Origin of the sequence: Actinokineospora auranticolor, from assembly GCF_041897805.1 — a bacterium.
Classification (GTDB): Bacteria; Actinomycetota; Actinomycetes; order Mycobacteriales; family Pseudonocardiaceae; genus Actinokineospora; species Actinokineospora auranticolor.
Genome location: NZ_CP154825.1, coordinates 2896839 through 2911625, shown reverse-complemented (window position 1 = coordinate 2911625; position 14787 = coordinate 2896839). Strand labels below are relative to the sequence as shown.

Sequence of the window (14787 nt, the reverse complement as noted above, 5' to 3'; positions counted from 1 at the left end):
CCCGGGCGAGTCGGACGATTCTCCGTCACGTTCGTGGCGTGCGGGTTTCATCTTTACCACCGAGCGGCGATCGCCCAGCGTTACGTCGCTGACCTGCTGATAACCCGATTCCACACCCGCGCATCGCCCTGTTGGGTGATTCCCAATACGCAATTCTCGACTGGGAAAGATCCGGCAACATCCCATCGGGATCCTCCCCTTGCCGCACCCGGACCCGTCGGGCCAGTATTCGCCGGGTAACGCGGTCGGCGGGTGTTCCGGGTGAGGGTGCGCGCGCGCCGACGGCGTGCCGTTCCCTCCAGCGCCGTCACCGGCGCTCCCTGCGGGAGGTACCTTGAAACGCACTCGTCTTTCCCTGCTCGCCTGCGCGCTGACCGCCATGGTCGTGGTGACCACGGCGGCACCGGCGACCAGCGTCGCCACGGCCGCGGCCGCCGAGCCGCGCGCGACCGCCGAGTACACCGTCAGCGGTGTGCGCACGGTCGAGCAGCGCACCGCCGTCGCGGCCACCGGCGCCGCGATCAACGGCCGCGAGGACAGCCGCACGCTGATCACCGCGACCCCCGAGGAGGTCGCCCGGATCCGCGCGCTCGGCTTCACCGTGACCCCCGACGCCGCCGCGCCGACCGGCCGCGGGCTCGCGAACCCGCTGGACTTCCCCAGCGCGGACTCGGGGTACCACAACTACGCCGAGATGACCGCCGAGATCGACAAAGCCGTCGCCGCCTACCCCAACCTGATCACCAAGCAGGTGGTCGGCAAGTCGTCGCAGGGCCGGGACCTGTACGCGATCAAGATCTCGGACAACGCGGCGACCGACGAGGACGAGCCGGAGGTGCTGTTCACCCACCACCAGCACGCCCGCGAGCACATCACCGTCGAGATGGCGCTGTACCTGGTCAACCTGTTCACCGGCTCCTACGCCACCGACAGCCGGGTCAAGGCGCTGGTGGACAGCCGGGAGATCTGGATCCTGCCCGACCTCAACCCCGACGGCGGCGAGTACGACATCGCCACGGGCTCGTACCGCAGCTGGCGCAAGAACCGCCAGGCCAACTCGGGTTCCACCGCGGTCGGCACCGACCTCAACCGCAACTGGGACTTCAAGTGGGGCTGCTGCAACGGTTCCTCCACGAGCCCCTCCTCCGACACCTACCGCGGCACCTTCGCCGGGTCGGCGCCCGAGGTGTCGTCGGTGCAGAACTTCGTGAAGAGCCGCAACGTCGGCGGCAAGCAGCAGATCACCGCGGCCATCGACTTCCACTCCTACAGCGAGCTGGTCATGTGGCCGTTCGGGTGGACGCAGTCGCAGGTCGTGCCGGGCATGACGCAGAGCGAGTACAACACCTTCCAGACGCTGGGCCGCGCGATGGCGCAGACCAACGGCTACACCCCCGAGCAGGACTCGGCGCTCTACATCACCGACGGCGCGATCGACGACTACCTGTGGGGCGTGCACAAGATCTGGGCGTTCACCTTCGAGATGTACCCGACCAGCTCGGGCTCCGGCGGCGGCTTCTACCCGCCCGACGAGGTGATCGGCCGGGAGACCGCGCGCAACAAGAACGCCGTGCTGCACCTGCTCGACTACGCCGACTGCCCGCCGCGCGCGACCGGCGGCACCTGCGGCGGCACGAACCCGCCGGGTGGCAAGGTCTTCGAGAACACCGCCAACGTGGACATCCCGGACGCGGGGGCGGCCGTCTACAGCGACATCGCGGTCACCGGGGTGCCGGGCAACGCGCCCGCGACGTTGAAGGTGGACGTCGACATCAAGCACACCTTCCGCGGTGACGTCGTGGTCGACCTGGTCGCCCCCGACGGCAGCACCTACCGGCTGAAGAACTCCAGCACCAGCGACTCGGCCGACAACATCCTCGCCACCTACACCGTGAACGCCTCCTCCGAGGTCGCCAACGGCACCTGGCGGCTGAAGGCCCAGGACACCTACCGCTCGGACACCGGCTACATCGACGGCTGGAAGCTCTCCTTCTAGCTTCCAGGTAGCCGGACGTCACCCCCGCCTAGGTCGGTCAGGCGGGGGTGACACTTATTTTTCGCCGTCCGCACACCGGGCGAACAGCGCGAATTCACCCGTCTAGCAGCGGTACTTCGACGGCCAAGCAGTAAACGGGTGAACTGTGCGGGTTTGGGCCGTACGGCGTATAGCCCTGGGCCATCTCACCGGAGCAGCCTGCTGAACATGTCTCAACTCCCTGCTCCGCGCCGCGTGTTCCCCGCGGCGCTGCTGCTCCTGGCGCTGGCCCCGGTGGCCGCGCCCGCGTCGGCCGCGGACGACCGCGGTCCGGTGCTCTCCGCCGCTCCCCTGCCCCTGCCACCCGGCCACACCAGCGCCGACGCGGTCGCGCTCAACGAGCGCGGCGAGATCGTCGGCGGCAGCCGCGGCCCCGGGGCGTCGCGCGCCGTGCTGTGGCGCGGCGCGACCGTCACCGACCTCGGTCCCGGCGCCGCCACCGGGATCAACGAGCGCGGCCAGGTCGTGGGCGGCGAACAGGTGTCCGGGTCGGTCGGCGCGTACGAGCGCACGCCGCGGCTGTACTTCCGCGGCACGTCGACCGCGCTGCCGCTGCCCAACCGGGCGTTCGCGATCACCGGCCCGATCGCCGACGACGGCACCGCGCCGGTCGCCTTCCCCAGCACGACCCAGAGCTACCACATGGAGCGCGTCGGCTACTGGAAGGACGGCGCGTTCGTCGGCCTGCCCGTGCCGGGTCCGCACCTGAGCCTCAACGCGGTGAACAACAACGGCGTGCTGGCGGGCGCGTACGTGCCGCAGTTCGGCAACCACCCGTACGCGTTCCGGTGCCAGGGCGCGACGTGCGAGGAGCTGGCCTGGCTGCCCGGCGCGACCGGCCTGGCGTCGGTGTCGGCGATCAACGACCGGGGCGCGATCGTGGGCACCATCGGCACCAACGCGGTGCGCTGGGACGGCGCGGCGGTGACCGGGCTGCCCGCGCTGCCGTCGGCGACGTGGTCGTCGGTGTCGGCGAACCGGCAGGCGGTCAACGAACGCGGCGACATCGTCGGCACCTCCGGCAACCGCGCGGTGCTGTGGCGCGACGGCCGGGTGGTCGACCTCGGGTCGCCGCTGGGCGGGGCGAGCGGCGCGGTGGCGGTCAACGACCTCGGTGACGTGGTCGGCTGGAGCGAGACCCCGGACTACTCGCGGCGGCAGGCCTTCCTGTGGCGGCAGGGCCGGGTCACCGACCTCGGCACGGCGGGCGCGCCGAACTCGACCAACGCGATGCCGACCGCGCTGAACAACCAGGGCGTGATCATCGGGCGGGCGGTGACGCCGCAGTGGGAGACCGTGCCGCTGCGCTGGACCGTCCGACCGCCGCGCTAGTCCACTCTTCGTCCACTGTGGAGCCTCGGGCCCGGCCCGGGGCTCCACCCGGGAATATGTTTCCCGGCACCCGGACTCGATCAAGGCACTAGGGTGTCGGGATGGCACACCTGTTAGGGCCGGTCGGGCTCAACGAGACCGACAACGCGGTGTACCTCGCCCTCGCCACCACCCCGCGCGGGACGGCGCAGGACATCGCGGAATCCGCCGAACTCGCGCTCCCGGCCGTCCGCCGCGCGTTGCGCACCCTCACCGAGGCCGGGTTGGTCACCACCCTGCTGGCCCGCCCCATGCGCTACGTCGTGGCCCCGCCGGAGGTGTCCATCGACGCGCTCGTCTCGCGCAGGCAACAGGAGTTGGAGGGGCTGCGCGCCTCGGCCAGGGAACTGGCGCTGCGGCTGCGGGAGACACCCGCGTCGGCCGAGACGGACGTGGTGGAGATCCTGGAGGGCAACGACGTCATCCAGCACCGGTTGGCGCAGATGCAGTTGAGCGCGCAGGACGAGGTGCTGATCATCGACGCGCCGCCGTACCTGCACGGCACACCGGTGCAGAACGACCAGGAACTCGTGACCCTGCGGCGCGGCGTGCGGTACCGCTCGCTCTACCACGGACCCGCCTTGCAGTTGCCCGGCCACTACGAGCAGATGATGGCCTGCATCGCGGCGGGCGAGCAGGCGCGCACACTCGCGTCGGCACCGATGAAGATGCTCATCGTGGACCGCCGCGTCGCGCTGATGCCGGTCTCGTTCGCCGCCGCGGAAACCAGGACGCGTCTGCTGGTGCACGCCGCACCGCTGGTCGAGGGCCTGGTGGTGTGCTTCGAGGCGCTGTGGGAACAGGCCGCGCCGGTGCACGGCGGCAGCCAACCCCCGCGCGAGGGGCTGTCCGACCGCGACCGCCAAGTGCTGTCCCTGATGGCGGCGGGCCTGAAAGACCAGGCCATCGCCCGCGCGCTGGGGGTGGCGCAGCGCACGGTGGTCCGCCGGATCGCGGAGATGATGACCACCCTCGGCGCCGACACCCGGTTCCAGGCGGGCATGCTGGCGGCCCGGCGGGGGTGGATCTAGCAGGGGAAGTGGACAGCGGGTCACCGACCGATCACGTTCGGTCGAGCCGGTGGTCACCCGGGCCGGGGGTTTGAGTCCGGGGGCGGAGGGCGTAGCGTCGGGGTTGTCACGATCACGCTGTCACGATCATCCGGTGACGCCGCGTCGGAGATGCCATTCGGGTGTCAGACCGAACTCGGACTACATTTTCTTCGTGGCCGCCCCGACACCTGGGAGCGCCACATGAGGTCGACCCCTCTGGAACTCGCCATCTCGCACGACCGCAGAGCCCCGGTGCTCCGGTTGAGCGGGGACATAGACCTGGCCACCTGCCCCACCGTGGAAGCCGCCCTGGCGGTGCGGCTGCGCCGGGCGCCTGCGCTCTTGGTCGTCGACCTGGGGGCGGTGGGGTTCATCGGGTCGTGCGGCCTGGAGTTGCTGGCGGAGACGCGGCGGACGGCGTTGGGGAGTGTGCGGGTGGCGGCGTGTGTGCCCGCGGTGCTGCGGGCTATGGAGGTCACGGGCACCATCGAGGCGATCGCGCCGTATCGCACCGTCGCTGACGCGTTGACGGTTGACGCCTGATCTCTTGAGGTTGTCCACAGGCTTGATCATCTTTGGGCGGTTTTGTCGGTCCTCTTGGCTAGGATGGATAGTGGGGGCCGGAGGCATGCGTTGATCATCTTGCGGTCTGCGGGGTGCCGGTTGCGGGCGTGGCCGGGTTGATCGCTTTGTGGCCCGTGGGGTGTCGCTGGGGCCGGAGGCGTGCGTTGATCGCCTTGCGGCCTGCGGAGTGCCGTTGGGGCCGGAGGCGTGCGTTGATCGCCTTCTGATCTGCGGGGTGCCGGTCGGGGCCGTGGCCGGGTTGATCGGTCCGGCTGTTCGCGGAAAAGCTGGGAGGCCCCGATTGGGCGAACTTGCTTTGCGCGGGGCCCCTACGAGCCTGCGGTGGGGCAAGAGCGGTGGGGAGGGGCAAGCCCCCACCCGCAGGAGAGCTTGGCAGGCCCGTCCCCCCACACAAAGCAAGTCCACCCAATCAAGGCGAATGGCAGGGGCGCGTTGCGTCAGGCGGGGCTGGGCTCAAGCGGCGGTTATGGGGTGGGTCCGGTACAGCCGCATTGCGTTCTGTGTGTGGTGGGTGGGTGGGATCCCGCGGCGGTTGCGGGGTGGGTCCGGTACCGCCGTGTTGCGCTGGGTGGGGGCTGGGATCCTGCGGCGGATTCGGGGTGAGTCCGGTACAGCCACGTTGCGGTGCGCGAGGGCTGGGATCCTGCGGCGGTGGTGGGGGTGGCTGGGAAGAGAAGGGTGTTGCTGGGCCGGGATTCGGGCGCGGGCGTCTGGGGGTGGTGGGGCGCCTGGGCAAGAAGGACGGCAGGAGCGGCAAGATGATCAACGCGTGCCTCCGGCCCCCGGTATCCATGCTAGCGAGAGGGGCCGACAGTTCCGGGCGAAAATGATCAAGGCTGTGGACAACTCTGGGCGCGTGTGTGAAAACGGCTCGGACGATGTGGTGGGGGCGCGTTGGGTCGGGCAGGAAGCGGGCTTTCACGGCGGTTTCCGGGGGGCCGAGGAGGAATCGAAACCCACCGATGACGTGACGGGGCGTGTTGGGTCAGGCTGGGATTGTGCGGCGGGGTGCGCAGTCAAGCGCTTCGGGTTGGTGCTGGGTGGCGGTTGCGCGTCCGGCATAGCGCGGCTGGGTGGAGGTCGGGGCTGGGTGTCGATCGTGGGGCGGCCTTCGGGGCAGGCGGTTGGCGTGGGCGGCACAGGCCAAGCAGGCGGGGCGGTTGTCCACAGGCTTGATCGTCTTCGGCCGGAACTGTCAGCGCTCGCCGGTAGATTGGATACCGGGGGCGGAGGCGCATCCCCCTGCCTCAAGGGAAATCTCGGCGGGCGGGCCTCAGCGGGTGAACGGCGCGCGGTCGATTCGGGGGTCTTCGGCCACCGAGCGGATCGGTGTGATGGTCGGGTGGCCCGCCGCCAGCAGGGCGGCGTCGGTGCCCGGGGCGGGTTCCGCGTCGCCCGCCACGGTGGTCACGCCGATCGCCCCGTCGTCCAGGCGGGTCACGGAGCTGCGGACCGAGCCGAATTCCGACAGGTCGGCCCACTTGAGGGTGGGCAGGTGCGCGGTCGGGACATTCGGGACGTTGACGTTGAACACCGTGCCCGGCGGGCAGTCGCGCAGGAGGTCGAGGACCTCCGGCACCAGGCTCGCCACCGTCTCCCAGTGCTCCACGGTCCCCCGCGCGGGCCACACGTCGAGGGAGAAGGCCGCCGCGCGGATACCCGCGACGCTCGCCGTCAGGGCCGCCCCCGCGGTGCCGGAGTGCAGGAGCGCGCGGCCGAGGTTGGCGCCCCGGTTGATGCCGGACAGCAGCACGTCCGGTCGTTCCCCGAACGCCCCCTGACAACCCGCCAGGGCGATCAGGCCCGGGTGGGCGCCGACGCCCAGTGCCGGGAGGCCGTCGAGGTCCACTTCCCGCGTCACCACGCGGCGGTGGCTTTCCGCTGCTCGCAGGCTCGCGCCGGTGCCGCTGGCGTCGGTGAGCGGGGCGGCGACCGTGACCCGCAGACCGGCAGCGAGCGCCGCGGTGGCCAGCGCGCGCAGGCCGGGGGCCTCGACGCCGTCGTCGTTGGTGATCAGGGCCGTACCGACCATGCCACCAACCTACCCGGGGATCACACGTGGAAGACGATGTTGCGGGGGTGCATGCCGGGCGCGCGGTGCTGCCGGTAGCCCAGCGGCGCCAGGCGTTCGGCCAGGTCGGCGCGGGCGTAGCCGGTGGGGGCGTCGACGACGAGCAGCGGGCGGTCGCGGGTCAACAGGGTCGTGGCGCCGCGCAGCACGTCCGGTTCCGCGCCCTCGACGTCGACCTTCACCGCGTCGACCCGCGGCCAGCCGCGGTGCGCCCACAGCTCGTCGAGCGGGAGCACCGGGCAGCGCACCTCCCCCGTCTCCGGCAGGGCGCCGCGGACCGGGTCGATGTCGGACTGGTGGGCGAAGCTGCTGTCCGGGTGCGTGGTGAACCAGGCGGAGGCCCGGCGCGGGCCCGCCGCCACCCGGATCAGCTCCACAGTGGACAGACCGGACGCGGCCAGGTTCGCGCCGAGCGCGTCCGCGGTCAGCGGTACCGGTTCCAGCGCCCACACGAACGTGTCCGGCCGGTGCGCGGCGATCAGCAGGCTCAGCCACCCGACGTGCGCGCCGACGTCGACGAACACCCCGCCCGGCCGCAGCGCCGCCGTCAGGATCTCCGCTTCCCGGTGCTCGTGCCCGGCGGCGACCACCGCCGTCCTGGCCAGCGCGCCCTCGACGCGCAGGGAGACCCCCGGCGCGAGCGTCGCGGCGACCGGCGGTAGCGGACCGCGCGGCAGCACCCGGTCGAGCACCGCCAGCACCGGCGAGCTCAGCGACCCGCGGGTGATCCGCGCGTGCGCCCGCGCCAGCCCGTGCGCCAGCCCCACGCGCACCGGCGCGGGCCTGCCCACCCGCAGCGCGGGCCTCGGCAGCGTCGCGCTCCGCGGCCCGGTCACGCCGCGCGCTCCCGCGCGGCAGCCGTCCCACGCGCCTTGGACCACACCAACCCCTTGCGCCACAACGATCCGTTCCCAACCATTGGAGTCCACAGTGGATTTTCCGCACCGCGGCGGGTGGCGACCGGTCTCCACTCCGGCGGGCGGGTCCAGGGGCGCGGGGACACCGGCGGGCTCCCATCCTTCGATACGGCGAACATCGCCGTCCCGTGGGGCGGCGGGGGCTCGATTGTGGACGTTGCGCGTGCCGGTCGGCGGGAACGCCACGGCGAGACAACCCGATCGGGTGGCGATCCGCCCACGACGACCGACGGTGCGCCACCCGCGCCGGGCCGAGAGCCCACCTCGGCACCGCGAAACCCACTCGATCGTGCTAACGGAGACCCGTAACGCGCCCGCTGCCTCTGCCCTGCATCGCGGGCCGTCACCACACCCGACGGTCGGCTCACTCGACTAGCGGATCTAACGCGACCACCAACCGGCAGTACGCCCACTGCGAGTGGGCCCCCACCCGGCCCTGCCACGGCGCCCGGCGCGGCGACACCGCCGGACGGGGGCGATCCACCCGGTTACCTGCCATCCTGGCCGGGGCCGACGGTGATCAACGCGCGGGTGCGCGCCGGGCGGACGGTGATCACCGGCAGCCGACGCCGCCCGCGCAACGGAAGGGATCGCCATGCGTGCCCCGGAGCTCACCCCGGACGCCCGGATCTTCGTCGCGGGCCACCGCGGCCTGGCCGGGTCGGCCCTGTGCAGGCGCCTGCGCGCGGCGGGCTACGAGAACCTGGTGCTGGCCGAGTCGTCCGAAGTGGACCTGCGGGCGCGCGGGGCGACCGCGCGGTTCCTGGCCGACAACGCCCCGGCCGCGATCGTGCTGTGCGCGGCGCGCGGCGGCGGAATCGCCGCGGAGGCCGCCCAGCCCGCGGACTTCCTCTCCGACAACCTGCGCATCCAGCTCTCCGTGCTCGACGCCGCGCGGGCGCTGCGGGTGCCGCGGCTGCTGTTCCTCGGCTCGTCGCGGCTGTACCCGCGGGAGTCGCGGCAGCCGATCCGGGAGACGTCGCTGCTGTCGGGCCCGCTGGAACCGGCGAACCACACGTACGCCATCGGCAAGTTCGCGGGCATGGCGCAGGTGCGGGCGGTGCGCGAGCAGGACGGCCTGCCGTGGATCACCGCGCTGCCGACCAACCTCTACGGCCCGGGCGACAACTTCCACCCCACCGACTCGCACGTGCTCGCGGGGCTGATGCGCCGCTTCCACGAGGCCGCGCAGACCGGTGCCGAGTCGGTCGCGGTGTGGGGCACCGGCACCCCGCGCCGCGAGTTCCTGCACGCCGACGACCTCGCCGACGCGTGCATCACCCTGCTGTCGCACTACGACCGGGCCGAGCCGGTGAACGTGGGCACCGGCCGGGACATCAGCATCGCCGACCTGGCCAGGATGATCGCGGACACGGTCGGCTACCAGGGCGGCATCACCTTCGACCCCAGCCGCCCGGACGGCACGCCGCGGCGGGTGCTGGACATCGGTGTGCTGACGGCGCTGGGCTGGGCGCCGCGGATCCGGCTGCGCGCGGGGGTGGCGTCGACGTACCAGTGGTACCTCAACAGCCTGGCCCTGCCGCGCCCCCGGATGGCGGTGCGCGGCCACGAGGTGGTCCGCTGATAGGTTCGACCGCGTCGGTTTCCAGGCGGGCCCGGGGAGGGGGTGGCCGCGCTGGGTGCCTCGGCGTGGGGACCCGGGCGGTTGGACCGCGCGCGGTCGGTGCCGCTGTGGTCGCAGTTGCGCGCGGACCTGCTGCGGCGGGTCGACGCGGGCGAGTTCGACGACGCGTTCCCGGGTGAGCTGGCGCTGGCCGCCGAGTACGCCGTCAGCCGCAACACCGTGCGCGAGGCCCTGCGGCGGCTGCGCGCCGACGGGACCGTGGTCGCCGGGCGCGGGCAGCCGCCCAGGCTGGGCCGGTCGACGGAGATCACGCAGCCGCTGGGCGCGCTGTACAGCCTGTTCGCATCGGTTCAGGAAGCCGGGCTGACGGCCCGCAGCGTCGTGCTGGTGCTCGACCGCCGCGCCGACGGGGTGGTGGCGACCCGGCTGGGCCTGGAGGAGTCGACCCCGCTGCTGTACCTGGAGCGCCTGCGCCTGGCGGGCGACGCGCCGCTGGCGGTGGACCGCGTCTGGCTGCCGTACGCGCTGGCCGCGGGGCTGCGGGCAGCCGATTTCGCCGAGACGTCGCTGTACCGGGAACTGGACGAGCGGTGCGGCCTCCGGTTGACGGCCGGGCAGGAGCGGATCCGGGCCGTGACCCCCACCCCGGGCGAGCGGCGGCTGCTGGCCGCGCCGGTGGGCACGGCGGCGTTGGCGGTGGACCGGCTCGGGCTGGTGGACGGGACGCCGGTGGAGTGGCGGCACACGGTGGTGCGCGGGGACCGGTTCAGCGTGGTCGCGGAGTTCTCGGCGCGCGCGGGGTACCAGCTCGGCGTCCACTCGGGACAGTGGGAGTGAGTTCGCCGGGAATAGGTGCTCCGCAGTGGACTGCGGCACCCGGGGCAATCATCGGATGCCCCGACGAGTGAACAGAAATGGCAACTGGTAAGGACTTCTGACGCAGGACGGGGCGCCGAGCCCTGCTGTGCTCGGCGCCCCTACCCCCGTGGCCGTTCCCCGGCCGGTCCGACCCGGGGGCGACCGCGAGTCCGACGGGACGTGCTGCTGTGCGGGCGACACCTGACCCGACGCGGGCGGTGGCGGGGCGCGAGGCGTAGGTGCACGGTCCGCCTTCGGTTTTCCGCCGCGTCGGGTGGCGTCGTCCGGGTGGGCGGGTCATCGCCGTCGGACGTCTCTTGGCCCCCGCCACCCCACCGGGACCCGGCTAGGGTCCACAGTGGAGTGGTGGTGGTGTCACGCGTCGTGCCTGATCAAGCAGGGAAGTTGATCAGGCAACGTTCAGCACGAAGTCGAACGTGGCTTCCTTCGCCGACCCCACGGTGCGGACGTTCATCAGCAGCCGCCGGTCGTAGATGGTGTCGGTGTTGTTCCTCGGCTCACCCGGGAAGTACGTCTGGGTGGTGAGGATCCGACCGCCGGGGTTCTGCACCTTGACGTGGATGTGCCGGGTGCGGCCGGGGTACAGGCCGGGCACGATCGTGGTCAGGGTGTACTTGCCGCTGGCGTCGGTGAACTGGTGCCCGCGGAAGGTGTAGCCGACGTTGTCGTAGTTGCCGCCGTTGTCCGCCTGCCAGAAGTCCAGCTTGACGTTGGCCAGCGGCTTGCAGGAGCGGCTGAACACGAAGCCGCTCACGGTCAGCCGGGTGCCCTGGGTGCCGGGCTGGACCAGGCTGGTGCGCTGCGGGGAACCCGACTTGAAGTACGGGCCCTCCGTCTGCGCGATGGTGGTCTGCTGGCCCGGGGTGCAGGCGAGCAGCTCACCGTTGACGTTCGGCGCGACCTCGGGGGTGGCGGCCGACGCGGTGAAACCACCGGCCGCCGTCACGCCGAGCACGCCCGCGGCGGGCACGACGAGCGCGCCGAGCTGCAGCAGGCGCTTGCGAGTGATGTTGCCCTCGCCCGCGAGTTCGTCTTCGACCGGTGGGAGTTCTGCAGTCACTTGGGAAGTACCTCCTACGACGAGATCACCGGGTCGGCGATCGTCACGGATTGGCACAACCGATGCTGTTGCAGTGACAGGTTCGTTGCAATCCGTGGTGATACGGGCTTAACTCAGGCGCTACCGTGAGCGGAAACGTGGTGAACGCACGGCATCCGGCCGGCGCGCGGTCATCCGAGGTATGAGGACGCAGCATGGAAACCGGTCCCCTGGGAACCACAGTGGACAGATCTCCCCCGGCGGTCGACCGGCCGCCGCTGGTGGGTCGCGCGGCCGAACTGGCCCGGCTGTCCGCCGTTTCCGCCCCCGCGCTTCTGCTGGTCGCGGGCGAGGCGGGGGTCGGGAAGAGCCGTCTGGTCAGCGAGTTCCGCGACCGCCCCGACGCGCGCGAGGGGCACTGGTTGGTCGGTGAGTGCCTGCCGCTGCGCGAGCCGTTCCCACTTGGCCCGGTGCTCGACGCGCTCAAGGGGATCGACGTGTTCACACCCCCGGTGGGAAGGGTCGACCGGGTGGACGTTTTTCCCAGAATTCGCGCGGGACTGGCGGAACTCGGTCCCGCGGTGCTCGTCGTGGAGGACCTGCACTGGGCCGACGAGGCGACGTACGAGTTCCTCCGGTTCCTGTGCCGCGGGCTGCCGCCGAAGCTGCGCGTCGTGGTGACGTACCGGCCGGAGAGCGTGCGGATGGAGCGCCCCGTCGTGGATCTCGCGGGCTACCTGCCGCGGTGGGCGCGCGCGGTGGAGACGACCGTGCGACCGCTGCGCGCGCGCGAAGTCGGCGAACTGGCGGCGAGGTTGTTGGGACTGACGAAAGTAACCGACGAGTTCGCCATCCGGTTGCACGAGCTGACCGGCGGTGTTCCGTTCGTGGTCGAGGAAGTGGCGCGCGCGCTGCCCGCCGAACCCGCGCCCCGGCTGGCCGACGCGCCGCGCTCGGTGCTGGACCGGCTGACCGCGCCGGTCGCGCTGCGCGGCTCCATCGCCGAGCGGCTGGCCACGTTGCCGCCCGCCGTGCGCGAGGTGGTCGGCGCGGCGGCGGTGCTGGCCGCGCCCGCCGACGAGGAACTGCTCGGCCGCGTCGCGGGTCTGGACGCGGAAACCGCCACCGACGCCATCGACCGCGCGCTCGCGCACGGCCTGCTGCGGCAGGGCGGTCCCGGGATGCTGGCCACCCGGCACGCGCTGGCCACCCGCGCGGTGATCGACCTGCTGGCCCCCGGCGACCTGCGCCGCGCGCACCGCAACGCGGCCGCCGCGCTGGCCGGTGCCGACCCGGTGCCGCACGCCCGGCTGGCCCGGCACTGCCGCCACGCGGGCCTGGTGGAGGACTGGGTGCGGCACGCCGAGGCCGCCGCCACCCGCGCGATCGCGCTGGGCGACGGCGACACCGCCGTGGACCTGCTGGCCGACGTGGTGGCCGCGGCCGGCGTCGAGATCGACGTGCGGGCCAGGGTGGCGTCACTGCTCAGCCGGGCCGCGCAGCCCGGTCTGCGGCACGGTGAGGCGGTGTCGGCGCTGCGCGCGGTGCTGGCCGAGGACGACCTGCCCCCGCGCAGGCGCGGCGAGATCCGGTTCGGCCTGGGCATGCTGCTGATCGCGCAGTCCGGCGAGGCGAGCGCGGGCCGCGGCGAGCTGCGGGCGGCGGTGCCGGAGCTGCCCGACCGCCCCGACCTGGCCGCGCGGGCGATGGCGGCGCTGGCGATCCCGTCGGACAGCTCCGGCACCATCACCGAGCACCTGGCCTGGGCCACGCGCGCGCTGGACCTGCTGGGCTCGTTCGACGACCACGCGGTGCACACGGCCGTGCACGTCAACCACGCGTCGGTGCTGCTGTACTCCGGCGACCCGGCGGGCTGGCCGGTGTGGCGGGCCGCGCTGGCGCGGGGAACCACGCCGGAGGCCCGCCTGCACCTGCTGCGGGGCGCGAGCAACGGTGCCGACGCCGCGCTGTGGCTGGGCCACGACGCGCGCGCACGGGAGCTGCTGGAGCTGATCCCGACCCTCGTCGACGAGGACCCCGCCCTCTACACCGTGCGCCTGCTCGACGGTGCCCGGCTGCGCCTGGACCTGGCGGCGGGCCGCTGGGACGGCCTCGCCGAACGCGTCGCGAACGTGCGCGCGGGCGCGGGCGCGCACCGGTTGCCGCAACTGGACGTCGAGGCCCGCCTGGTGGCCGCCGAGCTGGCGCTGGCGACGGGGTCGCTGGCGGACGCGGAGGTGGACCTGCGGACGGTGGCCGAGACGGGCGCGTCCCTGCAGATCCCCCTGATGACGGCGGCCGCGGCGGCCCGCGCGCGGATCGCGCTGTCCGGCGGGCGCGCGGACGAGGCGCTGGCGTTGCTGACCCCGGCCCTGGATGCCGTGCGGCGTCAGGGGAACTGGGTGTGGGCGGCGGCGGTGGTGCCGTTGACGTGCGCGGCCCTGGCCTCGCTGGGGGAACGGGTCCGGGCGTCCCACGCGCAGGCGGAGTTCGCGGAAGCCGTTGCGGGACGCGACGCGCCGCTGGCGGACGCCGCGGTTCGGTTGGCGGCCGGTCACGTCGCGCGCAAGGCGTCTACGGGGGTAGACGAGTTCGGTGCCGCGGCGGCCCTGTTCGACGCGATGGGGCGCCCGTACGCGGCGTGCCAGGCGCGGGAGGAGACGGCCGCGGTGCACCTGGGGTCGGGGGACAAGCAGGCGATGCTGGACGTGGTGGCGGTGTACACGGCCCTGGGCGCCCGCTGGGACGCCGCGCGGTGCGCGCAGGTGCTGCGCAAACACGGGGTGGCGCCGCGGCACCGCGGGGGCAGGCGGGGGTACGGGGACGCGTTGTCGCCGCGCGAGGAGGCCGTCGCGCGGATGGCGGCTCGGGGGAGCACGAACAAGGAGATCGCCGAGGCGCTGTTCATCTCGGTGCGGACCGTGGAGGACCACGTGGCGAACGCGCTGCGCAAGTGCGGGGTCCGCACGCGCGCGGACCTGCCGTGGGACTTCCCCCGCTCGTCGTGAGGTGACGGCCGGTGCGCCGACGCTCCTGAGGGCACGCGGCGCGGGTGGTGGGTGTGGGTCGGGCCGGCCCCGCTGGTGGGTGCGCTGGGCCGGTGGGTCCTGTCGGTGACGCTGCCGGCGGGGTCGGCCAGGGCCGATGCCCGTCCCCGTCGCGGGTCTCGTATCGGCGACCCCCGAAGCCACTCCCCCGCCGACCAGCGGACCACTGTGCCGGTGCCCATGCTGTTCACCCTCACCGGTTGGGA

Annotated in this window: 10 protein-coding genes and 1 pseudogene; 8 read left to right on the top strand and 3 right to left on the bottom strand. The window is 72.9% G+C overall.

Annotated features, from left to right (window positions below; genetic code table 11):
- Positions 1-379: 379 nt before the first annotated feature.
- The 5 genes and pseudogenes from V5P93_RS13305 to V5P93_RS13285 all read left to right on the top strand — a co-directional run.
- Positions 380-1594: pseudogene (locus tag V5P93_RS13305) on the top strand (M14 family metallopeptidase); the annotation flags it as partial.
- Positions 1571-1996, top strand: coding sequence for a proprotein convertase P-domain-containing protein (locus tag V5P93_RS13300; protein ID WP_374066492.1), 426 nt, complete (start codon positions 1571-1573; stop codon positions 1994-1996). The pseudogene V5P93_RS13305 and the gene V5P93_RS13300, both read left to right, overlap by 24 nt.
- Before the next feature lie 207 nt (positions 1997-2203).
- Positions 2204-3367 carry a hypothetical protein gene (locus V5P93_RS13295; protein WP_104480320.1) on the top strand — a complete coding sequence of 388 codons (1164 nt, stop codon included), beginning with the start codon at positions 2204-2206 and terminating at the stop codon, positions 3365-3367.
- A 101-nt stretch (positions 3368-3468) separates the two neighbouring features.
- On the top strand, positions 3469-4437 hold the full coding sequence (locus V5P93_RS13290) for a LuxR family transcriptional regulator (RefSeq protein WP_104480321.1): 969 nt from the start codon (positions 3469-3471) through the stop codon (positions 4435-4437).
- A gap of 222 nt (positions 4438-4659) precedes the next feature.
- Positions 4660-5001, top strand: coding sequence for an STAS domain-containing protein (locus V5P93_RS13285; RefSeq protein WP_181043592.1), 342 nt, complete (start codon positions 4660-4662; stop codon positions 4999-5001).
- Between the two features lie 1315 nt (positions 5002-6316).
- Here V5P93_RS13285 and surE read toward each other — a convergent pair.
- Together surE and V5P93_RS13275 are read right to left on the bottom strand one after the other, a co-directional pair.
- A complete protein-coding gene (surE, locus tag V5P93_RS13280; protein ID WP_104480323.1) occupies positions 6317-7075 on the bottom strand; it encodes a 5'/3'-nucleotidase SurE in 759 nt (252 codons plus the stop codon).
- 20 nt (positions 7076-7095) lie between these two features.
- Complete coding sequence (locus V5P93_RS13275) at positions 7096-7950, bottom strand: FkbM family methyltransferase (protein WP_146108105.1); 855 nt, start codon at positions 7948-7950, stop codon at positions 7096-7098.
- A gap of 676 nt (positions 7951-8626) precedes the next feature.
- On the opposite strand from V5P93_RS13275, the gene V5P93_RS13270 reads away from it, so the two are divergent.
- The gene (locus tag V5P93_RS13270) at positions 8627-9616 is read left to right on the top strand and encodes a GDP-L-fucose synthase (protein WP_104480325.1); all 990 of its coding nucleotides are present in this window, start codon (positions 8627-8629) and stop codon (positions 9614-9616) included.
- A 42-nt stretch (positions 9617-9658) separates the two neighbouring features.
- Entirely contained in the window at positions 9659-10453 is a 795-nt protein-coding gene (locus V5P93_RS13265; protein WP_245931384.1) for a GntR family transcriptional regulator, read from the top strand.
- A 430-nt stretch (positions 10454-10883) separates the two neighbouring features.
- Here V5P93_RS13265 and V5P93_RS13260 read toward each other — a convergent pair whose 3' ends face one another.
- A complete protein-coding gene (locus tag V5P93_RS13260) occupies positions 10884-11555 on the bottom strand; it encodes a dioxygenase (protein WP_245931385.1) in 672 nt (223 codons plus the stop codon).
- Between the two features lie 194 nt (positions 11556-11749).
- Here V5P93_RS13260 and V5P93_RS13255 point away from each other — a divergent pair, with 194 nt between their 5' ends.
- Positions 11750-14542 (top strand): AAA family ATPase, encoded by a 2793-nt coding sequence (locus tag V5P93_RS13255; RefSeq protein WP_104480326.1) that lies wholly within the window; start codon positions 11750-11752, stop codon positions 14540-14542.
- Positions 14543-14787: the final 245 nt, after the last annotated feature.

What these genes read in the sequence shown, in the direction of transcription:
- V5P93_RS13295 (WP_104480320.1), top strand. Translation starts at nt 2,204, where the DNA reads ATGTCTCAACTCCCTGCTCCGCGCCGCGTGTTCCCCGCGGCGCTGCTG.
- V5P93_RS13290 (WP_104480321.1), top strand. Translation starts at nt 3,469, where the DNA reads ATGGCACACCTGTTAGGGCCGGTCGGGCTCAACGAGACCGACAACGCG.
- V5P93_RS13285 (WP_181043592.1), top strand. Translation starts at nt 4,660, where the DNA reads ATGAGGTCGACCCCTCTGGAACTCGCCATCTCGCACGACCGCAGAGCC.
- surE (WP_104480323.1), bottom strand. Translation starts at nt 7,075, where the DNA reads ATGGTCGGTACGGCCCTGATCACCAACGACGACGGCGTCGAGGCCCCC.
- V5P93_RS13270 (WP_104480325.1), top strand. Translation starts at nt 8,627, where the DNA reads ATGCGTGCCCCGGAGCTCACCCCGGACGCCCGGATCTTCGTCGCGGGC.
- V5P93_RS13255 (WP_104480326.1), top strand. Translation starts at nt 11,750, where the DNA reads ATGGAAACCGGTCCCCTGGGAACCACAGTGGACAGATCTCCCCCGGCG.